This is a genomic window from Arcobacter pernae, from assembly GCF_049472135.1.
Taxonomy (GTDB): Bacteria; Campylobacterota; Campylobacteria; order Campylobacterales; family Arcobacteraceae; genus Arcobacter_B.
The window spans coordinates 198,832-223,058 of record NZ_JBMOVV010000001.1; the positions used below are offsets into that span (position 1 = coordinate 198,832).

22 protein-coding genes are annotated in these 24,227 nt (G+C 28.8%); 14 read left to right on the forward strand and 8 right to left on the reverse strand.

Annotation, left to right across the window (positions count from 1 at the left end; genetic code table 11):
* Positions 1-31 precede the first annotated feature (31 nt).
* The 9 genes from ACH5BF_RS01035 to ftsZ all read left to right on the forward strand — a co-directional run bounded on the left by ACH5BF_RS01035 (position 32) and on the right by ftsZ (position 10,251).
* Positions 32-526 carry a gluconate 2-dehydrogenase subunit 3 family protein gene (locus tag ACH5BF_RS01035; protein WP_423272123.1) on the forward strand — a complete coding sequence of 165 codons (495 nt, stop codon included), beginning with the start codon at positions 32-34 and terminating at the stop codon, positions 524-526.
* Positions 523-2,178 carry a GMC family oxidoreductase gene (locus ACH5BF_RS01040; RefSeq protein WP_423272125.1) on the forward strand — a complete coding sequence of 552 codons (1,656 nt, stop codon included), beginning with the start codon at positions 523-525 and terminating at the stop codon, positions 2,176-2,178. Before ACH5BF_RS01035 ends, ACH5BF_RS01040 begins: the two co-directional genes overlap by 4 nt.
* 18 nt (positions 2,179-2,196) lie before the next feature.
* A complete protein-coding gene (locus tag ACH5BF_RS01045; protein ID WP_423272127.1) occupies positions 2,197-3,045 on the forward strand; it encodes a hypothetical protein in 849 nt (282 codons plus the stop codon).
* A 93-nt stretch (positions 3,046-3,138) separates the two neighbouring features.
* The gene (gene arsC, locus ACH5BF_RS01050; protein WP_423272128.1) at positions 3,139-3,489 is read left to right on the forward strand and encodes an arsenate reductase (glutaredoxin); all 351 of its coding nucleotides are present in this window, start codon (positions 3,139-3,141) and stop codon (positions 3,487-3,489) included.
* On the forward strand, positions 3,489-3,842 hold the full coding sequence (locus ACH5BF_RS01055) for a hypothetical protein (RefSeq protein ID WP_423272129.1): 354 nt from the start codon (positions 3,489-3,491) through the stop codon (positions 3,840-3,842). The genes arsC and ACH5BF_RS01055 overlap by 1 nt, the downstream gene beginning before the upstream one ends.
* On the forward strand, positions 3,842-6,169 hold the full coding sequence (gene recD2, locus ACH5BF_RS01060; protein WP_423272130.1) for an SF1B family DNA helicase RecD2: 2,328 nt from the start codon (positions 3,842-3,844) through the stop codon (positions 6,167-6,169). Before ACH5BF_RS01055 ends, recD2 begins: the two co-directional genes overlap by 1 nt.
* Positions 6,170-6,254: 85 nt before the next feature.
* Positions 6,255-7,718, forward strand: a complete 1,464-nt coding sequence (locus ACH5BF_RS01065) for a peptidylprolyl isomerase (RefSeq protein ID WP_423272131.1) — start codon at positions 6,255-6,257, stop codon at positions 7,716-7,718.
* Between the two features lie 3 nt (positions 7,719-7,721).
* A complete protein-coding gene (gene ftsA / locus ACH5BF_RS01070; RefSeq protein WP_423272132.1) occupies positions 7,722-9,119 on the forward strand; it encodes a cell division protein FtsA in 1,398 nt (465 codons plus the stop codon).
* Position 9,120: 1 nt separating this feature from the next.
* A complete protein-coding gene (gene ftsZ, locus ACH5BF_RS01075; protein WP_423272133.1) occupies positions 9,121-10,251 on the forward strand; it encodes a cell division protein FtsZ in 1,131 nt (376 codons plus the stop codon).
* 11 nt (positions 10,252-10,262) lie between these two features.
* Here the strand turns inward: ftsZ and ACH5BF_RS01080 are convergent, their stop codons facing one another.
* The gene (locus ACH5BF_RS01080) at positions 10,263-10,649 is read right to left on the reverse strand and encodes a heat shock protein transcriptional repressor HspR (protein WP_423272135.1); all 387 of its coding nucleotides are present in this window, start codon (positions 10,647-10,649) and stop codon (positions 10,263-10,265) included.
* A 12-nt stretch (positions 10,650-10,661) separates the two neighbouring features.
* Positions 10,662-11,543 carry a DnaJ C-terminal domain-containing protein gene (locus ACH5BF_RS01085; protein WP_423272445.1) on the reverse strand — a complete coding sequence of 294 codons (882 nt, stop codon included), beginning with the start codon at positions 11,541-11,543 and terminating at the stop codon, positions 10,662-10,664.
* Between the two features lie 167 nt (positions 11,544-11,710).
* Here ACH5BF_RS01085 and ACH5BF_RS01090 point away from each other — a divergent pair, with 167 nt between their 5' ends.
* The 4 genes from ACH5BF_RS01090 to katG all read left to right on the forward strand — a co-directional run bounded on the left by ACH5BF_RS01090 (position 11,711) and on the right by katG (position 16,290).
* Positions 11,711-12,037, forward strand: coding sequence for a type 1 periplasmic-binding domain-containing protein (locus tag ACH5BF_RS01090; protein ID WP_423272136.1), 327 nt, complete (start codon positions 11,711-11,713; stop codon positions 12,035-12,037).
* On the forward strand, positions 12,030-13,211 hold the full coding sequence (locus tag ACH5BF_RS01095; protein WP_423272137.1) for an FAD-dependent oxidoreductase: 1,182 nt from the start codon (positions 12,030-12,032) through the stop codon (positions 13,209-13,211). Before ACH5BF_RS01090 ends, ACH5BF_RS01095 begins: the two co-directional genes overlap by 8 nt.
* A 28-nt stretch (positions 13,212-13,239) precedes the next feature.
* Complete coding sequence (locus ACH5BF_RS01100) at positions 13,240-13,824, forward strand: hypothetical protein (RefSeq protein ID WP_423272138.1); 585 nt, start codon at positions 13,240-13,242, stop codon at positions 13,822-13,824.
* 261 nt (positions 13,825-14,085) lie between these two features.
* Positions 14,086-16,290: a catalase/peroxidase HPI gene (katG, locus tag ACH5BF_RS01105; RefSeq protein ID WP_423272446.1), complete on the forward strand. Its 2,205-nt coding sequence runs from the start codon at positions 14,086-14,088 to the stop codon at positions 16,288-16,290.
* Between the two features lie 39 nt (positions 16,291-16,329).
* On the opposite strand, the gene ACH5BF_RS01110 is transcribed toward katG, so the two are convergent.
* Both ACH5BF_RS01110 and ACH5BF_RS01115 read right to left on the reverse strand, forming a co-directional pair.
* Positions 16,330-16,635 carry a metal/formaldehyde-sensitive transcriptional repressor gene (locus tag ACH5BF_RS01110; RefSeq protein WP_423272139.1) on the reverse strand — a complete coding sequence of 102 codons (306 nt, stop codon included), beginning with the start codon at positions 16,633-16,635 and terminating at the stop codon, positions 16,330-16,332.
* A gap of 11 nt (positions 16,636-16,646) precedes the next feature.
* Entirely contained in the window at positions 16,647-17,582 is a 936-nt protein-coding gene (locus tag ACH5BF_RS01115) for a cation diffusion facilitator family transporter (RefSeq protein WP_423272140.1), read from the reverse strand.
* Positions 17,583-17,770: 188 nt separating this feature from the next.
* Here ACH5BF_RS01115 and ACH5BF_RS01120 point away from each other — a divergent pair, with 188 nt between their 5' ends.
* Positions 17,771-20,119, forward strand: coding sequence for a methyl-accepting chemotaxis protein (locus ACH5BF_RS01120; RefSeq protein ID WP_490372045.1), 2,349 nt, complete (start codon positions 17,771-17,773; stop codon positions 20,117-20,119).
* Between the two features lie 51 nt (positions 20,120-20,170).
* On the opposite strand, the gene ACH5BF_RS01125 is transcribed toward ACH5BF_RS01120, so the two are convergent.
* The 4 genes from ACH5BF_RS01125 to ACH5BF_RS01140 all read right to left on the reverse strand — a co-directional run bounded on the left by ACH5BF_RS01125 (position 20,171) and on the right by ACH5BF_RS01140 (position 24,160).
* Positions 20,171-20,554, reverse strand: a complete 384-nt coding sequence (locus ACH5BF_RS01125) for a SpoIIAA family protein (RefSeq protein WP_423272141.1) — start codon at positions 20,552-20,554, stop codon at positions 20,171-20,173.
* 24 nt (positions 20,555-20,578) lie between these two features.
* Positions 20,579-20,872 carry a heavy-metal-associated domain-containing protein gene (locus tag ACH5BF_RS01130; protein WP_423272142.1) on the reverse strand — a complete coding sequence of 98 codons (294 nt, stop codon included), beginning with the start codon at positions 20,870-20,872 and terminating at the stop codon, positions 20,579-20,581.
* Positions 20,873-20,891: 19 nt separating this feature from the next.
* On the reverse strand, positions 20,892-21,836 hold the full coding sequence (gene mdh, locus ACH5BF_RS01135) for a malate dehydrogenase (protein WP_423272144.1): 945 nt from the start codon (positions 21,834-21,836) through the stop codon (positions 20,892-20,894).
* Between the two features lie 131 nt (positions 21,837-21,967).
* Complete coding sequence (locus tag ACH5BF_RS01140) at positions 21,968-24,160, reverse strand: NADP-dependent isocitrate dehydrogenase (RefSeq protein ID WP_423272145.1); 2,193 nt, start codon at positions 24,158-24,160, stop codon at positions 21,968-21,970.
* Between the last annotated feature and the right edge of the window lie 67 nt (positions 24,161-24,227).

Below are 24,227 nucleotides of genomic sequence, written 5' to 3' on the forward strand. Positions count from 1 at the left end.
ACTTTTACTACTTTTTGGCTAAAGTATAGTTATGAAAAGAAGAGAATTTATAAAATTTACATCATTTACTTTTATCACTTTTAATACCTCTTTTGTAGTTGCAAAGGTATTTGAAAAAGAGTCACTGTTAATCTTAGATGAAATATTTAAGATTTTATTCCCAAAAACAAAAAATATGCCAAGTGCTAAAGAGTTTTCAGCTTTAAATTTTCTAGTAAAGAATATTGCTCATGAGAGTTTTTATAATGATGAGAAAACATTTATTTTACAAGGTTTAGAGGATTTTAAAACTAGTTTTCCTAACTTTATAAATTTAAGTGATTTAGATAAAAAGATTTTGATTGAGACTATTGTAAATACAAATAGTTATGCCCAATCGTGGTTATCAAAACTTGTATATTATGGATTAGAAGCAATGTTTAGTGACCCAATGTATGGAGGAAATAAAAATCAAGTTGCATGGAAAAGTGTAGCTCATAGCGTTGGATATCCAAGACCTAAATTAAAGTATGGACAAAAATTATGATTTATGATGTATGTGTTGTAGGAAGTGGTGCTGGAGCAGGTCCTATAATATATGAATTAAGTAAGGCTGGTTATAAAGTATGTGTTTTAGAAAAAGGAGATATTTACAAAAGAAAAGATTTTTCTAAAGATGAATTAGCCACTGTAAGAAGAGATATATACACTCCTAATTTAAATAAACAGTATCATACAATAGAAGAGAATATTGATGATAAATGGACAAAGTTTCCCACTTATGAAACTAAATGGTGTTTTTGGAATGGAAATATATTAGGTGGTTCATCAAACTTTATGAGTGGTTTTTTTTATAGATTAAAACCAAATGATTTTAAACTAAAAACTATCTATGGGAAACCTGAAGGCTCAAATATTGAAGATTGGCCCATTACATATGAAGAATTAGAACCTTATTATGACAAAGTTGAAAAAGTTATAGGCGTTTCAGGAAAGGTTAGTAATTATAAGTTTCAAGAACCAAGAAGTTCAAAGGACTTTCCTTATAAACCTTTAGATGAACACCCTTTAGTTGAACTTATAGATACATCTTCAAAAAAACTTGGCTTTTCAATTGTAAAAACTCCAAGGGCTATTTTAAGTGAAAATGATAAGCATAGAAAGAGTTGTTATTATTCTAATTATTGTGGTTCTTATGCTTGTTCAAGTGGTGCAAAAGGAAGTAGTAGGGAAGCTTTAATCATTCCTGCTTTGAAAACAAATAATGTAAAAATAATAGCTAATGCTTTTGTTTATAGATTAAACTGTAATGAAGATAAAAAAGTCACATCAGTAAACTACTATACAAAAGATAAGCAAAGTAAAGAAGTAAAAGCTAAACTTTTTGTTATTGCTGCACAAGCAGTAGAGTCTTCAAGGCTTTTATTAAATTCTAAATCAAAAGAGTTTCCCAATGGAGTTGCAAATAATAGTTTAAATGTTGGAAAAAACTTTTTATCAACAGCTGGCGGTATTGTAACTGGAACTTTTGATGATACAAACCTTCCTTTAAAACAACTTTTAAAACCTGGGCTTTTTATCAATAGAGCAATAAAAGATTTTTATTATACTAAAGAGTTTAAAGGTGGTATGATAGAACTAGTTTTTGAACATGCAAACCCTATAAAAAGAGCAAATAGTCTAAAATGGGATGGTAATAATCTTTTAATAGGTAAAGAGTTACAAGATAAAATATTTAACACTTTTACAAAAACAAGAACTTTAAATATGGAGATTTTTGTAGATTGGACACCCAATGACAATAGTTTTATTAGTGTGGATGATAATTACAAAGATGAATATGGAATACCTGTTGCTAATATTAGAATAGGTGCTTTTAAAGAGGATATTAAAGTATCAAGATTTTTAGAAGAGAAAGCAATATCTTTATTTAAAAAAATGAAAGCTAAAAATATAAATTCAAATATTTCAGAACTACCTGCACAAAATTTACTCGCTGGTGGATGTAGGTTTGCAGATGATCCTAAAACTTCTGTTTTAAATAAATATTGTCAAGCTCATGAAGTAAAAAATCTTTTTGTAAGTGATGGAAGTTTTATGCCAACAGGTGGAAGTGTACCTTATACTTTTACTATTTATGCAAACTCTTTTAGGGTTGCAGATTATATTAAAAAACATTATGATAAAATAATATCTTAAATTTGTTTTGGAGTTTTAATGAAAAGAGTTATTTTATCTAGTTTTATACCATTTTTATGTTTTGCACAAATGGATGATTATCTTCCTTTGAGTGAATTTTCTAATGATAAAAAGATTGAGTACAATTTTGTAGATAATCAAGAAAAAAAAGAAATAAAAAAAGTTGAACCAACTGTAAAAGAAGAAAAAATTGTATTAGAACCTATCAAAGAGTACAAAGAAGAAATAGTACAAAAACCAATAAAGAAAGAAGTTGAAGTTATAGAAGTAAGAAAAAGTATTTTAAATGATGAGGTAAAGCAAGAAGATATTTTGGAAAATAAAAATAGTTTTTCTATAGATGAAACTCTTGTGGAAGTAAAATTTGAATATTCTCCTATTGATATTGATATAAAAAGTAGTGGGGGTTCTTTATCGGAAACTGCAAATGCATTTTCTCCAATCATTTCTTTTCAAAATAATAATGACAAGTTTAGCTTTGAGTTTTTTATGACAGATAAAAAGTTTGAGACTAAAGTGTATAAAATTAATTATAAAAGAATCTTTGATAAACTAAAAGTTGGAGCAGGGATAAACAGGTATGAAATAAGTGCTAATGCTCTTAAAGCACGAGAAAACTATCTAAGTATTCAAGGTAACTATACATCAAATATTTCAAATATTGATAACTTATGGTTTGATGTTGAAGGTTCAATCGGAACAGGTGATAATATTGATGCTTTTGAATATAAGTTTACTTTAGGTTATCAAAATAATGAATTTAGTGAATCATCTTATATTTTAGGATATAAGGGCAAAGAGTTTAAATCTGATGGTGTTGACTTGTCTTATAAAGGGCCGTTTATTGGAGTAAAAACTATATTCTAAATCTATCAAATACTTACAAATTGTAATATTTCAAGCTTTGTAAAATATTTTTTGATATAATTTCTAAAAATTATAATTTAAGGTACTAAAAGTATGGAAGATATTACAATTTGGCATAATCCAAGATGTTCAAAGTCAAGAAATGCATTAAATCTATTAGAAGAAAAAAATATTGATGCACAAGTTGTTAAATATTTAGATGAAACACCTTCTAAAGAAGAGATAAAAGATATTTTAAATAAGCTTAATATGACAGCACAAGAGCTTATGAGAAAAGGTGAAACTGTTTATAAAGAGTTAGGTTTAAAAGATGAAACTAATGAAGATAAACTAATTGATGCAATGATTGAAAATCCTAAACTAATTGAAAGACCTGTTATTATTAAAGGTGAAAAAGCAGTTATTGCAAGACCTATTGAAAACTTAGAAGAGTTACTTAAATAATGCATGAAAAACAACAAAGAATAAGATATATTAGAGTATTAGAGAAGTTCTTTACAAGAACTGTCTCTTTACTAAAACTAGATAATTTTGATGTAGAACTTTTTAAACAAAGAACTAAAAAAAATTATGAAGACCTAAAAAGAGTTGATGCTGTGCCATTACACTCTGCATATCTTACTTCTTTAACAGAGTTTTTAAATACTACTTTACAATATATTGATACTCACACAGAAGATTTTGAAGATGAAAGATCTACACTTTTAAAACAAGCTAATCTAATTCAAAAAGAGAAAAAGAAAAAAACTTATACTAAAGATAAACATAAACATAAAAAATTTAATGACGGGTATTAATGGCAGATAATCAAGAAGAGTATAAAACCTTTAAACTATCAGGAACTTTAAAAAAGGTTTTATACAAAAATGAAGAGACAAAGTATATTATCGCTGTACTTGAAAACAATCAAAAAATCTGTGGTACATATTTTGACACAGATATAGAAAAGATGGTTGGTGAAGAAATCATTCTAATTGGAAATTGGACAACTCATAAAAAATATGGAGTGCAATTTGAATTTGATACTTTAGAACTTAAAGAGGCTGAAATTTTCTTTTTCTTAACAAAAATTGTAAAAGGGATTGGAAATAAGTTTGCACATGATTTATTGGAAAAATATACAGAAGATGAAATTGTTGAGATTTTAAATAATAATCCAAATGAACTTCTTAATTTTAAAGGTATCAAAGAAAAGAAACTTGAAAAAATTGTAGCTTCATGGCAAAAATTTAAACACCTACGGGAATTAGGTTCTTTTTTAGCAAAATTTGGTGTTACTTCAAATCTAATTACTAAAATATATTCTGCTTTTGGAGAAGTTGATAATTTAATTGAGAAAATTAAAAAGAATCCATATATGCTTATTAGTATTAGAGGTATTGGTTTTAAAAGAGCTGATGAAATTGCAAAATCAATAGGTATTGATCCACGAAGTGAGTTTAGAATAATGGCTTGTTTAAACTATACTTTAAGAGAGTATTGTGATAATAATGGTAACTCTTCCATAGACAAATTTCATTTATATAAGTTACTTGATGAGTCTTTAAACTTCTCCAATGAAGATATTTTATATGAAGAAGCTTTATCTAAAATGCTTGTAGATGAAGATATATTTGTTACCAAAGAGAATAGGTATGCTCTTTCTATGCTTTATAATGCAGAAAAAAATATTTTAGATTTTTTTGAGAGAAGAGAAGATGAAAAAAATCGAAAAATAATAGCTGGTTTTGATGAGTATTTAGAAAGAAAAGAGAATACTTTAGGTTTTAAATTAAGTGATGAACAAAAAAAAGCTGTTGAATTAATAAATGAAGGTCACAAGACACTTTTTCTAATAGGTTATGCAGGAACAGGTAAATCTACATCAAGTAGGGCTATTTTAGAACTATTAGAAGAGGTCGTTTCATATGATGATATTATAACAATTGCATTAAGTGGAATTGCTAGTCAAAGAATTTCTGATACTACAGGTTATAACTCTTCTACTATTCAGTCATTATTAGTGAAGCATAAAGAAAAAGATTTCTTTCCCCATAAAGTTATACTTTTAGATGAAGCATCTATGGTAAACTCTGTGACTTTTTATCAAATAATATCAAAGATTTCCGATGATACTATTTTCATAATTGTTGGGGATGATGGGCAGTTACCTGCAATTGGAGCTGGAAATATTTTAGCAGATGCAATAAAGTATAAATTAGCACCTATTTGTAAGCTTACAAAAATCTATAGACAAAATGAAAACCAAGCAATAGCAGTCATTGCAAATGATATTAGAAAAGGTGAGATTCCTAAATATAATGAAAAATATGAAGATTTTAAATTTCTTGATGTTTCCATATCCAACTATTATGCTCAGAAAAACTCTGTTTCTTCAAATGAATTCTCAAATATAAGAGGTGAAAATTCTACACTTATTTTAAATAATATTTTAAATATATCAGCTTCTTATATTCAAAAGTATTATGATTTGATAAAACAAAAAGATATAAGTAAAGCATTGATTTTATTTCAGGTAATTACACCTATGAAAAATGGAATATTAGGGGTTGAGAATCTAAATATGCAACTTCAAAAGCTTTTTAATCATACAAAAGGTAAATCTTTTCAGACAAAACTTTACGAATATAAAATTACAGATAAAGTAATCCATGTAAAAAATGAAAATATGAGAGCCCAAACAATGCAAATGTATAAAAGTGGCTCTACTGATTTTATGGAAAAAAGGGTTTTTAATGGTCAATTAGGGCTTATTATCAAACTTGATTTTGAAGAAGAGAAATGTATTGTTTTATACCCAAATGATGATATGGTTGTTTTCTATGATTTTGAAAATATATCTTCTTTATTATCTTTAGCTTATTGTTTAACTATACATAAAACTCAAGGTATGGAGTATGATAATGCTTTAATTCCAATGAGTTTTTCTCACTATATTATGCATAATACAAAACTACTTTATACAGCAATTACAAGAGCTAAGAAAATGTGTTTTATTGTTGGGGAAGAAGAGGCTTTCAAAAGTGCTTGTAAAAAACTAGAAATAACTATAAGGGAGTCTGTAATTAACGACTTATTAAGTAAGCAAGATTTAATAAAAAACGAAATATTACCTCAATTATAAATTCAGCGATACATAAATAAACTTTAACTAACTTAAAAGAAAATTTAGTGTAATATATCTAAAATTTTTAAGAGGATTATGTTTTATGATAAGTTGGATGCAAAGACACAAAAAATGGCTAGTAATTACTATCTGGATAAGTACAATAGCATTTGTTGGAGCTGGCTTTGTTGGTTGGGGTTCATATGATTATGGCAAACAAGGTGGAGTAGTAGCAGTAGTAGGTGACAGAGAAGTATCTGTTGAAGAGTATCAAGAAGAGTACTCAAATTTATATGAACAATATGCAAGACTATTTGGTGATAGTTTTAATCAAGAAATGGCTGACAAATTAAATTTAAAAGATGTAGCCTATAAACAAGTATTACAAAAAAATCTAATTTTATCATATGGTGATGACTTAGGGTTAACTGTAACAAATGAAGATATTGCAAAAGAATTAGTAAAATATCAAGCATTTTTAAAAGATGGAAAGTTTGATAAAGATACTTATGTAAAAGTTTTATCTCAAAACAGAACAACTCCTGCAGAGTTTGAAGACTCTTTAAAAAGAGGAATTTTATTAACTAAAATTCAAAAGTTATTTGATTTAGAAGCAAATAAAAATGAAGTTAAAAATCTAAGTAAACTTCTTTTCTTAGAAGATGATATTTCAATTGAGATTTTAAGTTTAGATAACATCACTGTTGATGCAAAAGAAGATGATGTTAAAAAGTATTGGGAAGAGAATAAAAATGCTTATATGTCTGAAGTTAAATATCAAGTAATGTCTTCTAAAATGCCTTTATTATCTTCAAATGCAAATGATGAAGAGATTAAAAGCTATTATGAGAAATTTAGATTAGACTTTAAAAAAGAAGATGGAAAAATTAAAACTTTAGAAGAAGCTAGATCTGAAGTTATTAAACAATTAGATGAAAAGTTTACTAAAAAAGAAGCTCTTAAAAAATACCTTAAAATTAAAAAAGGTGATGAGCAGTTAAAAGATGTAGCTACTTATACAGTTGCAAATATGCCTTATTCATCAGAAAACAATCAACTTATTGTTGAGTCTAAAGTTGGAACATTAAACAAGCCATTTTTAGAAAATGACGAGTTTGTTATTACTCAATTAGTTAAAGTTGAAAAAGCACAGCCTTTAGCTTATGAAGAAGCTAAAAATATGGCAAAAGAAGATTATATTTATGTTGAAAAACAAAAAAAGTTAGAAGAGACTGCAAAACAAAAAGTTTCTACTTTCAATGGTGTTGAAATTAAAGGTGTTACAAGAGAGTCTATTGATAGAATTACTTTACTTCAAGCACAAGAAGCAGCACAGTTCTTAAATCAACTTTTCTCTTCTACAACAAAAGAGGGATATATTAAGTTAAATGATAAAGTTGTTTTATATAGAGTAAATAACTCTAAATTTGGAACTTATGATGAAACAAGAAATAGTGCAGTAGAGTCTACTTTAACTCAACTTCAAGCACAAGAGTTAATGACAAATTTAATTAACAGATTAGAAAATAGCTATGAAATTCAATCTTCAATAGAAGTAAAGGAATAATAATTGAATAATACTATCTTAGCAATTGATATTGGTTCATCTAGTATAACAGCAGTTATTGCGAAACATGATTTAGAATATAATATTAATATTTTAGGTACTGGTATTCAAACTAGCGAAGGTGTTAATAAAGGTTTAATAATTAACATTGAAGAAGCATCTAAAGCTATAAAAAATGCTGTTACATTAGCAAAAAGAAATACTACGGAAACAATTGAGAACTCAGTTGTTTCTGTATCAGGAAGTTACACTAAAAGTATAAGAAGTTCAGGTTCTGTAAATGTACCTAATGGACTTATTACAGAAACAGAAATAAACCAAGTAATGCAAATGGCATTATATAACGCTACTATAGTTCCAGAATATGAAGTAGTACATGTAATACCAATTTTCTTCAAAGTTGATGATTCAGTTGATGTTGACAATCCTCTTAATATGAATGGATCAAGACTTGAAGTATCAGTATACATAGTAACTGCAAAAAGAACAGCTTTAACAAATATAAAATCTGCTCTAAAAGTTTCTGGAGTTGATATTACTACTTTTGTTTTAGATGGTTATGCCTCTGCTATGTCTATTTTAGATAATCAGCAAAAAAGATTTGGAACTACTGTAATTAACTTAGGTTCTACTACTACTGAGTTTGTATGCTACAAGGGTAATTCTATGATTTATAATGGATTTATTCCTGTAGGTTCAAATCATATTACAAATGATTTATCTGTTATGCTTCATACTCCTCCTGCTGCTGCAGAGAGAATTAAAACTGAATATGGATCTTTAATAAAAGATTATACACCTAATAATGAATTAGGAGTTACAAAAGTTAAAATTCCTAGAATAGGTGATGAAGATACTCATTCTGAAGTTGCATTGGATTACATTCAAACTATTATTCATGCAAGAGTTGAGGAAGTACTTGTTCTTGTAAAAAATCAACTTAAGAAAAGTGGAATTTTAGATAATGTTGGTTCGGGTGTAGTAATTACAGGTGGGATGTCAAGTTTAGAAGGAATCAAAGCTTTAGCTGAAAAGATTTATGAAGGGATTCCAATTTCTGTTTCTAATCCTAAAAATATTAAAAACGGATACCTAAATTTTGATGACCCAAGTATGTCAACTATTGTTGGATTACTAGAGTATTCATTAGGTGCAACAAGAAACTATGAATTAGATTCAAGTAAACAACTTGTAAAACCTATAAAAAGAGAACCTAGAATTGAAAATAAAATAATAGAGAGTTCTCAAACTTCTACTGATCCATCAAGAAATGGATTTGATAGAGAGATTAATAAGCCAAATGAAGAAATTAGAGATACTTCAGCTGTATTAACACCTTTAGAAAAAGATAAGAAAAAAGGTGTTTCTAAGTTCTGGAGTAAAATATCGGAGTGGTTCTAAAATGGATAATTTATTTAAGGTGGATGATATCAAAGAAGAAATGCCAAACAAAGTATTGTCAGACAATGTAGCAAAAATTTCAGTAATTGGAATTGGTGGTGGTGGTTGTAATATGATCAACCATATGATAAAAGAAGGCTGTAAAAAAGTTGATTTAATAGCTGCTAATACTGACTTACAAGTATTGCATATTTCTCAAGCTCCTAAAAAAATTCAATTAGGAGTTAAGCTTACTAAAGGTCTTGGTGCAGGAATGAAACCAGAAATTGGTAGAGATTCTGCTGTTGAGAGTTATGAAGAGATTAAATCTGCACTTAAAGGTGCTGATATTGTATTTATTGCTGCTGGACTTGGTGGAGGTACTGGAACTGGTGCTGCTGCTATTGTTGCTAAAGCTGCAAAAGAAGTTGGAGCATTAACTGTTTCTGTTGTTACTAAACCATTTACATGGGAAGGTAAAAAAAGAGCAGGTCTAGCTAGTCTTGGTTTGGAAGAGCTTAAAAAAGTTAGTGATTCTATAATTGTTGTACCAAATGATAGATTATTAGAAATTATTGATGAGAATGTAGGTATGAAAGATGCCTTTAAAATTATTGATAATATTCTTTATCAAGCTGTAAATGGTATGTCAGAAGTTATTTTAAATCCAGGTAACTCTGATATTAATACTGACTTTGCTGATGTTAAAACAATTATGCAGCATAGAGGTATGGCTTTAATGGGTATTGGTAAAGCAAAAGGTGAAGACGCTGCACAAAGAGCTTTAGAAGATGCTATTGAGTCTCCATTATTAGATAAAATGTCATTAAATGGTGCAAAAGGTATTTTAATTCACTTTAATATTCACCCACAAGTATCATTATTTGCTATTAATAATGTTATGGGAACTATTAATGATAGAATGGATCACAATGCTGAAATCATTTTCGGTACAACTTCAGATAGAACTTTAGAGAAAGATGAAGTTAAAATTACTATTGTTGCTACTGGTTTTGAATCAAAAGAAGACAATGAACCTGAAAGTGATGACTCTGATGAGGGCGATGCTAATAAAAATTTATCATCTGATGATGAGAACTATTTAGATATTCCACCACTTATGAGAGATTACGTAGTTAAATATCAATTTTAATAAAAGAGGATTTAATCCTCTTTTTCTACAATAACTATATCAAAAGATGTTTTTTGAACTACTAAAGCTTTAGTATCAGGAACTACTGCAAGATTATTTATATTTTTCATTTTTGTTTTATACTCTTGAACTTCACTTTCAAGCTTACTTATTTTCTTGTTTAATTGAAGTATTATATCAACGCCTGCAAGATTTACACCAAGTTCTCTAGTAAGAGTTAATACATATTTTATATGATCTATGTCTTTTTGAGAATATAGTCTTATTTTACCATTTGTTCTAGATGGTTTAATAAGACCTTCTCTTTCATATTGCCTTAACGTTTGAGGGTGTATATTTAAAATCTCAGCAACTGCTGAGATTAAATATACTGGTTCAATATAGCTATTTGTTTCCATATTAAATCCTTATTATTCAGGAAGTTTTTCTTTTAATAATTCTACTAAACTTTCATCTAAATCTTCAACTTTTGGTAAAACTATATTTGCTTTTAGATGTAAGTCACCTTTTGTATTTGTTTGTCTGTCTAAAACTCCTAGTTCTTTTACTCTGAACTTTTGATTTTGTTTAGTGTTTTGAGGAACTTTTAGTGTTATTGTTTTGTGAATTGTTTCAATTTCAATTTTACCACCAAATAAAGCTGTTTTTAATGGTACATCAAATGTTTTAATTAATGTTGATTCATCTCTTTCATAATCATCAGATGGTGCAATATTAATCTTAAGGATTAAATCACCTCTTTGTCCATGATATGATTTCCCTTTTCCTTTAGCTCTAATCTTTTGACCATCTTTAATTCCTTCGGGAATTTTAATATCAAATGAGTCATTGTTAATTGAAATATGTTGTTTCCCACCTAAAATAGCAGTTGTAAAAGGAATAGTAACTTGTGCATTTGTATCTAAGTCAGGTTCATTAAAACCTCCAAATCCACCAAATCCTCCTTGAGAGAAACCACTTTGTCCAAATCCAGAGGCACCAAAACCACCTCCTCCACCAAACATTTGTCTTAAGATTTCATCTAAATCTACATTACCACCTTGACCTCTTGCAAAGTCGTGGAAGTTTTGCCCACCAAACATTGAATCACCATATTGGTCATATTGTTGTTTTTTTTCAGGGTCGCTTAAAACCTCATAAGCAGCATTTATTTCTTTGAATTTTTCTTCTGCTTCTGGATCTTTGTTTACATCAGGATGGTATTTTCTTGCTAATTTTCTATATGCTTTTTTAATATCACTTACACTAGCACTTTCGCTAACTTCAAGTGTTTCATATAAACTTTTTGCCATGTTCATTCCTATAATAGTTGTTAAGATATTTTTAAGACTAAAATTATACCATAAAGTTGAGTCTAAGTCAATCAAGTTTGAAATAGTTATTAGCACTATTAACCTTTAATATGTTATTATGTTGAGTCTATATAGCTATAGTATTAAGAAATTTTATGGATTATAAAATGTTTGAAAAAGAAGAATGGACTCAACAAGAGTTATATAAAAATACAAAAGATTTAGAAAAACAAGGAGTTAAAGTTGTATTAATTGATACAGTTTTAAAACCTTTGGATAATATAGAAACAATTACATATAATCCCTTTGAGATGAAAGAGTATCCTAAAGGAACAGTTTTTGTTTTCTACTGTGATACTGGAAAATCTACAAAAGAGAGATTAAAATTTTATAAATCTAAATTCCCAGATTATAAATGTATCAGTTTAAGAGGTGGTAGAGGATATTGGAGACCAAATTATCAATTAATAGAAGAGTTAGATAAAAATGTCTGAAAAAATATATGATTATGTAGTTTTAGGTGCAGGAGTAGCTGGTTCTTTTGTTTCTTATGAATTATCAAAACATTCAAAAAATTTATTATTAGTTGATAGAAACTCTGATGTTGCTTATGGGGCAAGTGGTGCTGCTGGTGCTTTTTTATCTCCCTTATTAGGTAAAGATAATAAGTTTAAAACACTTATTTCAAATGCTTTAAACTATTCAGTTGAATTTTATAAGGATAATTTTCCTTTATTTATTACTAATTGTGGTACATGTAGAATTCCTAAAAATGATGAAGATAGATTAAAGTTTAATAGTTATAAATCTTCAATGGATTTTGAGTATGAAGAGTTTGAAGAGGGTTACTTCTTTCCTATTGGTTCACAAGTTGACTCTTATGAAATTTGTAAGGCATTAACAAAAGATATCCAAAAACTTTTATCTTATGATGTATCTAAAGTAACTAAGCTTGATAATATCTGGATAATTAATGATGAAATTAAAACAAAAAACCTGATTTTAACTACAGGTGCAGATATATCTTTAATCAATGAAGAGTATTTTAATATAAGAGCAGTATGGGGACAAAGAATAAATATTTTATCTTCAAGTAAAATAGAGATAAACTACCATAAAGAGTGCTCCTTATCTAAGTCAAAAAAACATAATACAAGTGCAAAAAATCAAATAAGTATAGGTGCTACACATAATAGATTTGAAGAAGATATGAGTGAAACCTTATATGATTTAAAGAAAGCAGATTTTAATTATATAAAACCAGATGATAAAAGTTTGAATATTATGAATAGTGATACTACAAAGCTTTTAGCATTAGCAAATGACATAAAAAAGCTTGATGATGTTGAACTTTTAGATGTTAAGATTGGGGCAAGAGCTTCTAGTGTAGATTATTTTCCAATGGTTGGAAAATTAGTTGATTCTAAAAAAAGTATTGAAAAATATCCTCATATTTTAAATGGTAGTTTTATTAAAAAACAAAATTTAGAAATGATTGATAATTTATATGTTTTAAATGGCGTTGGTGGAAGAGGATTTGTATTGTCTCCATATTTAGCTAAAGAGTTAGTTGAACATATAATAAATAAAAAAGAGTTGAGTGAAGATATAGAAACATTTAGACTTTTTTCAAGATGGGCAAAAAGATTAAAAAATAAGAAAAAATAAGAAAAAATAAGAAAAAATAGGAAGGTTAATGATAAAAAATGTTTTAAAAATTGTATTTTTAGGAATTGTTGGATTTGGAGGTCTAGTTTATTTGACTGCACCTGAAGATAGAGTTGTTTCAAAAGAACAGAAAAGACAAGTTCTAAATAATCTTGCATATTTACCTACGCATTTTGAATTAATAGGAGAGGGTAATTATTTTAGAAAAGAAGTATTGTTTCCAAAAGCTGAAGAAAAGACAATTATTGTATTAAATCATGATGCACTAATTGTATTTAATGAACTTGATAAATATACAAATAAAGATATTTTATTAGTTGCAAATATATCTAGTACTCCTTGGTTAATAAAAAAACTTGCTGTTGATGGAAAGCTTGAAGAGTTATATTCTAACACTAAAAATAAACTTATAAATGATTCAAGTGGTGCAGTTGTAAGAGTGCTGGGTTTAAATAATATAATTCAAAATAAATATTTTGTGTATCAGGTAAAAACTGATGGCTCAATAAATAAGAGTTTTGAAGGTGATGTAAAACTTGATGCTTTACAAAAAGGAATTTCAGTAGAAGAAAAAGCTGCTATTTTAAAAACCTTAGTTGATAAATTAAAATAAAAACATTAAAAGCTTGTACTAGTACTTGATATTAGTACAAGTAAAACTAAAAACAGACTGTCCAAACTATCCTTGTTCCAAACTATTCTTTTTTTATTATTTAAGAAGTATAAAAATTTCAAAAGATATTGGAAAATTTTTTTCTTTAAATAATACTTATTAAAATAAAATTAAGCTTAAAGTAGTAGAATTTAAGTAGATGATGTTTTAAACTATTATGTTTGTCAAAATTTGACTATTACTAAAAAAAAGAAAGGATAAATCATGGCTAGATGTCCAATTACAGGGTTAGGAAGTGATGATGCAGTTGTAAATCCAGCTGTTTCTAATAAGGGTACTTACAATAAAGACTGGTGGCCAAATCAGTTAAACTTAAAAATTTTATCTTTACATAACAATAAAGTTAATCCATTGGGAGATGAATTTAACTATGCTAAAGAGTTTAGTAAATTAGATTTTAATGCATTAAAAAAAGATTTAACTAATCTTATGACTGATTCACAAGATTGGTGGCCTGCTGATTATGGTCATTATGGTCCACTATTTATAAGAATGGCTTGGCATAGTGCAGGAACTTATAGAGTTGGTGATGGTAGAGGGGGGTCTGCTACAGGAAATCAAAGATTAGCCCCATTAAATTCTTGGCCTGATAATGCTAATTTAGATAAAGCAAGAAGACTTTTATGGCCTATTAAACAAAAATATGGAAATAAAATTTCTTGGGCAGATTTAATGATACTTGCAGGTAATGTAGCTCTTGAGTCAATGGGATTTAAGACATTTGGTTTTGCAGGTGGAAGAGTTGATGTTTGGGAACCAGAAGAGGATATTTACTGGGGTAATGAAAAAGAGTGGTTAGGTGATGAAAGATATGATGAAGATAAACATAATAGTGAAGATTTAGAAAATCCACTTGCCGCAGTACAAATGGGACTTATTTATGTAAATCCTGAAGGTCCTAATGGGGAACCAAATATACTTGAATCTGCTAAAGATATTAGAGAAACATTTGCAAGAATGGCAATGAATGATGAAGAGACTGTAGCTTTAGTAGCAGGTGGTCATACTTTTGGGAAATGTCATGGAGCAGGTGATACTTCAAATGTTGGACCTGAACCAGAAGCAGAAGGAATTTTAGCTCAAGGATTAGGATGGCTTAGCAAGTTTTTAAGTGGTAAAGGAGATGATACTATTACAAGTGGTATTGAAGGCTCTTGGACAGCAAATCCTATACAATGGGATAATGGATATTTTGATATATTATTTGCCTATGAATGGAATTTGGAAAAATCTCCAGCAGGTGCTTGGCAGTGGACACCAGTAAATCCAAAAGAAGAACATTTAGCTCCAGCAGCACATGACTCTTCAAAAAAAGTTAAAACTATTATGACAACTGCTGATATGGCTATGAAAATGGATCCAATTTATGGAGAGATTTCAAAAAGATTTCATGAAAATCCAGAAGAGTTTGCAGATGCTTTTGGTAGAGCATGGTTTAAATTAACTCATAGAGATTTAGGTCCAAAAAGCAGATATTTAGGACCTGAAGTTCCCCAAGAAGATTTAATATGGCAAGATGTAGTTCCTGATGTTAATAGTAGTATTGGTAGTGATGATATTAAGGTTTTAAAACAAAGAATTTTAGATTCACAATTATCTATATCTCAACTTGTAAATACAGCATGGGCTTCTGCTTCAACATATAGGGATTCTGATAAAAGAGGTGGAGCAAATGGAGCAAGAATAAGATTAGCTCCTCAAAAAGACTGGGAAGTTAATAAAGGAACACAAGTTGTAATCTCAACACTTGAAGAGATTCAAAGAGGTTTTAATATCTCTTCTGTTAAATATATTTCTTTAGCCGATTTAATTGTTTTAGCTGGAAATGTAGCTATAGAAAAAGCTGCAGAAGATGCAGGATATATTATTGAAGTTCCTTTTGTTCAAGGAAGAACAGATGCAACACAAGAACAAACAGATGTGGACTCTTTTAGCTATTTAGAACCTATTGCTGATGGTTTTAGAAACTATCAAAAGAAAAAGTATGCAGTATCCTCTGAAGAACTTCTAATAGATAAAGCCCAACTTTTAGGTTTAACAGCACCTGAAATGACGGTACTAATTGGAGGAATGAGAGTATTAGGTGCAAATTATAATAATAGTAAAAAAGGAGTATTTACTCATAGAGTTGGGGCATTAACAAATGATTTCTTTGTAAATCTTTTAAATTTAGATAATAAATGGAATGATATTGCAGAAGATGAAGAAGAGTTTGAATGTACAACAAGTAAATCTACAGAAATAAAATGGACTGCAAGTAGAGTTGATCTTGTATTTGGTTCTAATTCTCAACTTCGAGCTTTAGCTGAAGTTTATGCCCAAGAAGATAATAAAGAAAAGTTTGTAAAAGATTTCATATTAGCATGGAATAAAGTAATGAATGCTGATAGGTTTGATATAAAATAGATATGAAAGCAAGAAGAGTTTTTAACTCTTCTTACTAGACTATTTACTATAGCTTTTCATAATATTTACAAGTTCGTCCATTTTTGCCATTGCTTCGGCTTCATTTTTTGCTTCTTGTATCTCTTTTACTAAATGACCTTTTGCAAAGTGCTCTACATAAGAGTTTATCATTCCATTAACAGCACCTTTGATTGCAGTTAGTTGTCTTATAACTTCATAAGGGTCTAAATGTTCATCTTTACAATCCATATCATTTTCAAGTTTTTTCTTTACAGAGTTTACTTGTCCTTGAATTCTGTTGATTCTATTTATAAGTTTTTTATTTTCCACATCACATTGGTACATTTCTAATCCTTTTATAAAATGCAATTTGTTTGATTTTTAACATTTTTAGAAGAGTCTACTTGTATTAGAACATGATTAAATCCTATATGTTTTAGTTCATGTTCTACAGAAGATGTTAGATCTTCTATTTTCTCTAAAGTCAATTCTTTATTTTTTAAAACTAAATGAAATGATATAAAATTATGCTTTGAACTTGGTTTATGTATATGTAAATCATGATATTCAATTACATTTGCATTTTTTTTGATAATTAAATCTAGTTCATTTTGAGGTATATCTACAATATTCATATCCATTAATGATAAAAAACTTTTTTTAAGAAGAGGGTATGAGTGATATAATATATATAAACTAAATAATAGTGTTAATATAGAGTCTATATAATAAATCTCAAAAAAGTAAATAAAGATACCTGCAATTACAACAGCAACTGAAATTAGGGCATCACTTAACATATGTAAATATGCAGATTTGATATTTGCATCTTCATCATGAGAGTGATTATGAGTATGTGAGTGTCCATGATCATGACCATGAGAACATGAGTTAACACCAATATTATTTAAGATATATGCACTAATTCCATTTGCAATAACTGCAACAAACCCTACAATAATCATATATATTGGATTAATTACTTCTGGATTAAAAAATCTATTTATAGACTCATAAATCATATAAAGCATAGTTATATATAAAAATAGTGTATTAACAAATGCAGCCATCATTTCAGCTCTTATATATCCAAATGTTTGTTTAAAGGTAGTTGTTTTACTTCCTAAAACTAAAGCAATATAAGTTACAACAACAGCTAATACATCTCCTGCGTTATGTAATGCATCTGCTATAAGGGCAAATGAATTTGATAAAATACCAAAAACAATCTCAGATACAATGATAATAATATTTACAATAATAATAAGTAAAATCTTTTTTTCTCTTGTCATTTTAAACCTTTTATATAGTATAGGGGGGTATAGTATAATAAAAAATACTATTTGTCAAATCCAAATTGTTATTTCTTATGTTATAAAAAATAGAAATTTAGTTTTTATGGTATTTTTGTTGATTAAATTATGATTATTAAATGAAATTTTAATTATACTAAAGTAATTAAAATAGTAGGAGTAAGATAATGCTTTCAAAATTATCAATCAAGCAGAAGCTAATTTTAATAATGTCAATTCCTTTAATTGTTGTTATTTTATTAGCGGGGAAACTTACTTATGATTCATATAAGTATAACAGTTCGTTAAAAAGTTTAGATAAAGTAGTTATTTTATCTACTAAAATTGGTGCATTAGTTCATGAAACTCAAAAAGAAAGGGGAATGACAGCAGGTTTTCTTGGAAGTAAGGGGAAAAAATTCCATGATAAACTTCCTGCTCAAAGAGAACTTACAAATAAAAGAGTAAAGGAGTTAGAAACATTTTTAGCTACTTTTAATGAAAATGATTATGGTAAAGAGTTCTCTTCAAATTTACAAGCAGGGATAAATAACATAAATAACCTATCTAATATTAGAAGTAGAGTTTCATCATTAGCTATCCCAACAAGTGAAGCTATTGGTTTTTATACTCAAACAAATACTCTTATGTTAAATCTTATTGGTTCTATTTCAAAACTATCTAATAGTTCGGAAGTATCACAAAAAATCGTTTCTTATATGAATTTTCTTTTATCAAAAGAAAGAGCAGGGATTGAAAGAGCAGTAGGAACTAACACTTTTGCTAGAGATAATTTTGGACCAGGGATGAAAGCTAAATTCTACACATTAATTGCTGCTCAAAACTCTTATATGGACTCTTTTTTGAAAATCACTGATAGTGATTCTAAAGAGTTCTATAAAAAGATTGTTCAAGGTTCTGCTGTTGATGAAGTACTTAAAATGAGAAAAATTGCATTATATAGTGGTAAAGACTCAAACTTTAATGTAGATGCTTCTTATTGGTTTGAGCAAATCACATTAAAAATTAATAAGTTAAAAGATGTAGAAAACTATTTAGCTCAAAAGTTAATTGATACAATTGAGAACGAATCAAATACAGCAGAAAAAGATATGTTTATTTTTGGAATTTTAAGTTTATTAGGGATTATTATTACTCTAATTCTTGCAAGAACTATTGCATTTACTATTCTTTTAGATGTTGATTCTGTAAAAAAAGGTTTAACTGAATTTTTTGCATTTATTAACTATGAACAAGATGATATTCATTTAGAAATCGTAGAATCAGAAGATGAATTAGGTATGATGTCTAAACTAATCAATGAGAATATTAATAAAACTAAAGCAAATATCCAAGCTGATAGAGAATTAATTGCAAATACTATTGATGTTGCAAATCAGATTAATAAAGGGCATTTAGATACTAAGATTACGGCAAACTCTAATAATCCATCTCTGCAAGAGTTAAAAGGGATTATTAATGAAATGCTTCATACTTTAAATGATAATATTGGTAATGTAATGAAAGTATTAAACTCTTATTCTAAATTAGATTTCAGACCTAAGTTAAAAGATAATGATTTAGAAGGAATAATTAGAGATTTAGAAAATGATGTAAATATTTTAGGTAAAGTTATTACTGAAACTTTAATTGAAAATAAAAGAAGTGGAATGATTTTAAGTCAAAATGCAAATACTTTATCTTTAAACATGGATAAAATATCAGCAGCAGCAAATGACCAAGCAGCAAGACTTGAAGAAACAGCTGCATCACTAGAAGAGATTACTTCAAATATTACAAATAATACGGATACTACACAGCAAATGGCAACTTATGGTAATCAAGTAAAAGTTTCTGTTCAAAAAGGTCAAGAACTAGCTAATAATACTACAAAAGCTATGGAAGAAATAAATGAGCAAACAACAGCAATTAATGAAGCAATTATAGTAATTGACCAAATTGCATTCCAAACTAACATCTTATCTTTAAATGCTGCTGTAGAAGCTGCAACAGCAGGTGAAGCTGGTAAAGGTTTTGCAGTTGTTGCTCAAGAAGTGAGAAATCTTGCATCAAGATCTGCAGATGCTGCAAAAGAGATTAAAGATATTGTTGAAAATGCTCAACAAAAAACACAAGTAGGTAAAAAAGCTGCATTAGAGATGATTAATGGTTATGAAGAATTAAATAACAATATTAATAAAACAATTGAATTAATTGATAATGTAACAACAGCAAGTAAAGAACAATCAACAGGTATTGTTCAAATAAATGATGCTGTAAATAACTTAGATAGAATTACTCAACAAAATGCACAAAGTGCAAGTGAAGCAGATGCTATTGCAAATAAAACATTAGAGATTTCAAATATGATTATTGAACATGCTGATGCAAAAGAGTTTAATGGAAAAAATGATATTAAATTAAGAGAAAATACAACTGATTTATCATTTTCAGGGGAAGAAAGAAGACTTCCAGAACAAAAAATAAAAGAGGTTAGAAAAACTTTTACTAGCAATGATGATTGGGATTCATTTTAATTAAAAAAGAGGGTAGGTATATACCCTCTTTAATTTTATATTTATTACTTACTATTTATTTAGCCATTCTATAGCATTATCTAAATCTTCATAATATTTAACTTCACCATGTATAAACCACGAAGTGATTTTTGAACCATACTCTAGTAAAATATTATCATTACCTAAAATTGCAATTTTTTCAAATAAGTCTCCATGATTGATTCCTAATTTAAAATCATCCCATGCAGCCTCTAATTCCCAGCCTTTAAATTCTGTACAGTCTACAAAAGCTTTTATTTTAGGCTCTTCTATACTATTTAAAGCTTTTTCTAACATAGGAGTTATTATTTCATAATCAGAGTGTGTTAATGTTCCAATAGCTTTAAATGAAATAAAAAGATTATTGTTTATCCTTTCAATTCCAATGCTAAGACCATGTCTATCTATTTTCATAATATGCTCCTTTTATAAAGTAAACTATTTATTTCCTGTTGCTACATTAAATTTACCAACTGCGCAAGAAACAAAACTTTTCGCAGTTGTAGCTGCCTTATCAAAACCTGATAATTCATCACTTGTTAAAGGATAACCAAGACTTCTTAATTTTAGTTTTAAAGCTTCCTTTTTATCTTCTTGGATATCTAATGTGATTTTTCTTGGATTTACTTCTAAATCAACTTTTACTTCACCAAATTCCTCTTTTAATGAATTGATTAAAGTATTAGCACATCCTCCACATTTTACATTATAAACTTCAAATGTTTCTTTCATATTATATACCTTTTTCTTATTATTTAAAAAATTTATCTTCTAGTGTATCAACTAGTTCTTGAACAGATGATATTGATTTTTCAAATTCATCTTTTTGAGAATCATTTAAATTTAATTCAATAACTTTTTCCATTCCATCTTTTCCAAGCATAATAGGAACACCAGAGACAATATTTTCATATCCATATTCACCTTCTAATTTTATAGCACAAGGATAAATCTCTTTTTTGTCTTCAAGTATTGCTTCTACCATTAAAGAAGTAGCATAAGCAGGTGCATAATAAGCAGAACCAGTCTCTAATAACTTAACAATTTGTGCACCACCATTTTTTGTTTTTTCAACAATCTCATCAATATCTTCTTTTTCTAAAAGTTCTGATAATGGAACACCTGCTACAGTTGAGAAATTTGGAAGAGGGACCATATCATCACCATGTCCACCCATTACAGAAGCTTCGATTTGACCAGCTCCATAACCTAGTTTCTCTAAAATAAAGTGAGACATTCTAGCACTATCTAAAATCCCAGCCATTCCAATTATTTTATTTCTTGGATAATTTGAAACTTTTAAGGCTGTGTAAACCATAGCATCTAAAGGATTTGAAACAATGATAATTATTGCATTTGGATTAAACGAAATTGTACTTTGAATTACTTGTGTCATAATTCTAGCATTTGTAAGAAGTAGGTCATCTCTACTCATACCAGGTCGTCGAGCAATTCCTGCTGTAATAACTACAACATCACAATCTTTAAACTCTTCATCTTTAATACATGCTTTGATTATAGTATTTGATTTTGCTGCATTTGCACTTTGAGAAATGTCTAATGCCATCGCTTGAACAATATTTTGTCTAATGTCTTTTAATAAAATTTGCGAACAGATATTTTTTGAAGCTAGGGTAAAAGCTAGAGTTGAACCAACATTTCCAACACCTATGATACCAACTTTTTTCTTATTCAAAATAGAAGCCTTTAATAATAAAAATTTTATTTATTATAGCAAGTTGGGGCTTATTTATGGATTGTAGATTGTTTAAAAGTAAGAATAAAAAAGAGAAGTTTAAAACTTCTCTTTTTTAGGAAATAATTTTATTATCCAATGATTGCGTTTAATGTAGCAGATGGTCTCATCGCTGCACTAGCTTTTGCATCATCTGGTAAGTAGTATCCACCGATATCAGCAGGAGTTCCGTGAGGAGCTACTAATTCAGCAAGAATTTTCTCTTCATTTGAAGTCATTGCTTCTGCAATTGGAGCAAATTCTGCAGCTAAATCTGCATCAGCAGTTTGTGCAGCTAATTCTTGTGCCCAGTACATTGCTAAGTAGAAGTGAGAACCTCTATTGTCAATTGAACCTAATTTTCTTGCAGGCGATTTGTCATTTAAAAGGAAAGTTCCTGTAGCTTTATCTAAAGTATCAGCTAAAACTTGTGCTTTTGCATTATCTTGAGTATTTGCTAAGTGCTCGAATGAAGCAGCTAATGCCATAAATTCACCTAATGAATCCCATCTTAAGTAAGACTCTTCAACAAATTGTTGTACGTGTTTAGGAGCAGATCCACCAGCACCAGTTTCAAATAATCCTCCACCTTTCATTAATGGAACGATTGATAACATTTTAGCTGAAGTTCCAAGCTCTAAGATTGGGAATAAGTCTGTGTTGTAGTCTCTTAATACGTTTCCTGTTACAGAAATAGTATCTAAACCTTGTCTCATTCTCTCTAAAGATTTTTTAGTAGCTTCAACAGGAGCCATGATAGAAATATCTAAACCTTCAGTATCGTGCTCTTTTAAGTACTCATTTACTTTTTTGATAAGTTGTGCATCGTGACCTCTATTTTCATCTAACCAGAAAATTGCAGGAGTATTCGATAATCTTGCTCTTGTAACTGCTAATTTAACCCAGTCTCTAATTGGAGCGTCTTTTGCTTGACACATTCTGAAGATATCACCTTCTTCAACGTCAAATGTAAATACATCGTTACCATCTTTATCGATAACTTTGATAGTTCCTTTACCTTCAGCTTGGAAAGTTTTATCATGAGAACCATACTCTTCAGCTTTTTTAGCCATAAGACCAACATTTGGAACAGTTCCCATTGTTTTAGGGTCTAATGCACCATTTTCTTTACAATCATCAATAACTGCTTGGAAAGATTTTGCATAACATCTATCTGGAATCATAGCTAAAGTATCTTCTTCTTTATCTTCAGTATTCCACATTTTTCCACCACCTCTAATCATTGCAGGCATAGAAGCATCAATAATTACGTCAGATGGTACATGTAAGTTAGTTATTCCTTTTGCAGAGTTAACCATAGCAAGTCTTGGTTGTTTAGCGTATACTGCATCAATATCAGCTAAGATTTCAGCTTTTTTAGCTTCATCTAAATCATCTAATTTAGAGTATAAGTCTCCAAGACCATTGTTGAAGTTTACACCAATTTCGTCAAATAAAGCTCCGTGTTTTTCAATTAAATCTTTGAAGTATACTTTTACAGCATATCCAAACATAATTGGGTCAGAAACTTTCATCATTGTAGCTTTTAAGTGTAAAGATAATAATACATCTCTTTCTTTAGCTTCATCAATTGCTTTTTGGTAGAATTCTTGTAATGCTGCTGCACTCATTCTTGTTGCATCAATTACTTCACCAGCTTCTAGTGGAGTTGAAGCTTTTAATACTTTCTCATTTCCATTTTCATCAAAGAAAGAAATTTTTACGTCATTTGCACTTTCCATAGTAGTTGAAACTTCTGCACCGTAGAAGTCATCACTGTCCATATGAGCTACATCAGTTTTAGAGTCTTTTTTCCACTCACCCATTCTATGAGGGTTATTTTTAGCGTAGTTTTTAACTGCACCTGGAGCTCTTCTATCTGAGTTACCTTCTCTTAATACAGGGTTAACTGCAGAACCTAAGATTTTTGCATATCTTGCAGTAATCTCTTCTGACTCGTCATAGTTAGGTACATTGAAACCTTTTTCTTGTAACTCTTTAATTGCTGCTTTTAATTGAGGAATTGAAGCAGAAATGTTTGGTAATTTTACGATATTTGCTGTTGGATCTTGTGTTAATTCTCCAAGTTCTGCTAAGTGATCACCGATTTTTTGATCTTCTGTTAAGTTCTCTGGGAAGTTAGCAAGAATTCTTCCTGCTAAAGAGATATCTTTTGTAACCATTTCAATACCAGAGCTTTTTGTGAAAGCTTTAATTATTGGTAAGAAAGAGTACGTCGCTAATGCTGGCGCTTCATCAACTTTTGTGTAAATGATCTTTGACATGTTATTTCCTAAATTTAAATTTTTATGATGTCAATATCTTATCACTACTTAAATTTATCATAATTTA

Coding starts and splice junctions, on each gene's coding strand:
- ACH5BF_RS01110 (WP_423272139.1), bottom strand. CDS start 16,635: ATGTACCAATGTGATGTGGAAAATAAAAAACTTATAAATAGAATCAAC.
- ACH5BF_RS01130 (WP_423272142.1), bottom strand. CDS start 20,872: ATGAAAGAAACATTTGAAGTTTATAATGTAAAATGTGGAGGATGTGCT.
- ACH5BF_RS01095 (WP_423272137.1), top strand. CDS start 12,030: ATGTCTGAAAAAATATATGATTATGTAGTTTTAGGTGCAGGAGTAGCT.
- ACH5BF_RS01125 (WP_423272141.1), bottom strand. CDS start 20,554: ATGAAAATAGATAGACATGGTCTTAGCATTGGAATTGAAAGGATAAAC.
- ftsZ (WP_423272133.1), top strand. CDS start 9,121: ATGGATAATTTATTTAAGGTGGATGATATCAAAGAAGAAATGCCAAAC.
- ACH5BF_RS01085 (WP_423272445.1), bottom strand. CDS start 11,543: ATGGCAAAAAGTTTATATGAAACACTTGAAGTTAGCGAAAGTGCTAGT.
- ACH5BF_RS01120 (WP_490372045.1), top strand. CDS start 17,771: ATGCTTTCAAAATTATCAATCAAGCAGAAGCTAATTTTAATAATGTCA.
- ACH5BF_RS01055 (WP_423272129.1), top strand. CDS start 3,489: ATGCATGAAAAACAACAAAGAATAAGATATATTAGAGTATTAGAGAAG.
- recD2 (WP_423272130.1), top strand. CDS start 3,842: ATGGCAGATAATCAAGAAGAGTATAAAACCTTTAAACTATCAGGAACT.
- ACH5BF_RS01090 (WP_423272136.1), top strand. CDS start 11,711: ATGTTTGAAAAAGAAGAATGGACTCAACAAGAGTTATATAAAAATACA.
- ACH5BF_RS01140 (WP_423272145.1), bottom strand. CDS start 24,160: ATGTCAAAGATCATTTACACAAAAGTTGATGAAGCGCCAGCATTAGCG.
- ACH5BF_RS01065 (WP_423272131.1), top strand. CDS start 6,255: ATGATAAGTTGGATGCAAAGACACAAAAAATGGCTAGTAATTACTATC.
- arsC (WP_423272128.1), top strand. CDS start 3,139: ATGGAAGATATTACAATTTGGCATAATCCAAGATGTTCAAAGTCAAGA.
- ACH5BF_RS01100 (WP_423272138.1), top strand. CDS start 13,240: ATGATAAAAAATGTTTTAAAAATTGTATTTTTAGGAATTGTTGGATTT.
- ACH5BF_RS01115 (WP_423272140.1), bottom strand. CDS start 17,582: ATGACAAGAGAAAAAAAGATTTTACTTATTATTATTGTAAATATTATT.
- ACH5BF_RS01035 (WP_423272123.1), top strand. CDS start 32: ATGAAAAGAAGAGAATTTATAAAATTTACATCATTTACTTTTATCACT.
- ACH5BF_RS01045 (WP_423272127.1), top strand. CDS start 2,197: ATGAAAAGAGTTATTTTATCTAGTTTTATACCATTTTTATGTTTTGCA.
- ACH5BF_RS01040 (WP_423272125.1), top strand. CDS start 523: ATGATTTATGATGTATGTGTTGTAGGAAGTGGTGCTGGAGCAGGTCCT.
- ACH5BF_RS01080 (WP_423272135.1), bottom strand. CDS start 10,649: ATGGAAACAAATAGCTATATTGAACCAGTATATTTAATCTCAGCAGTT.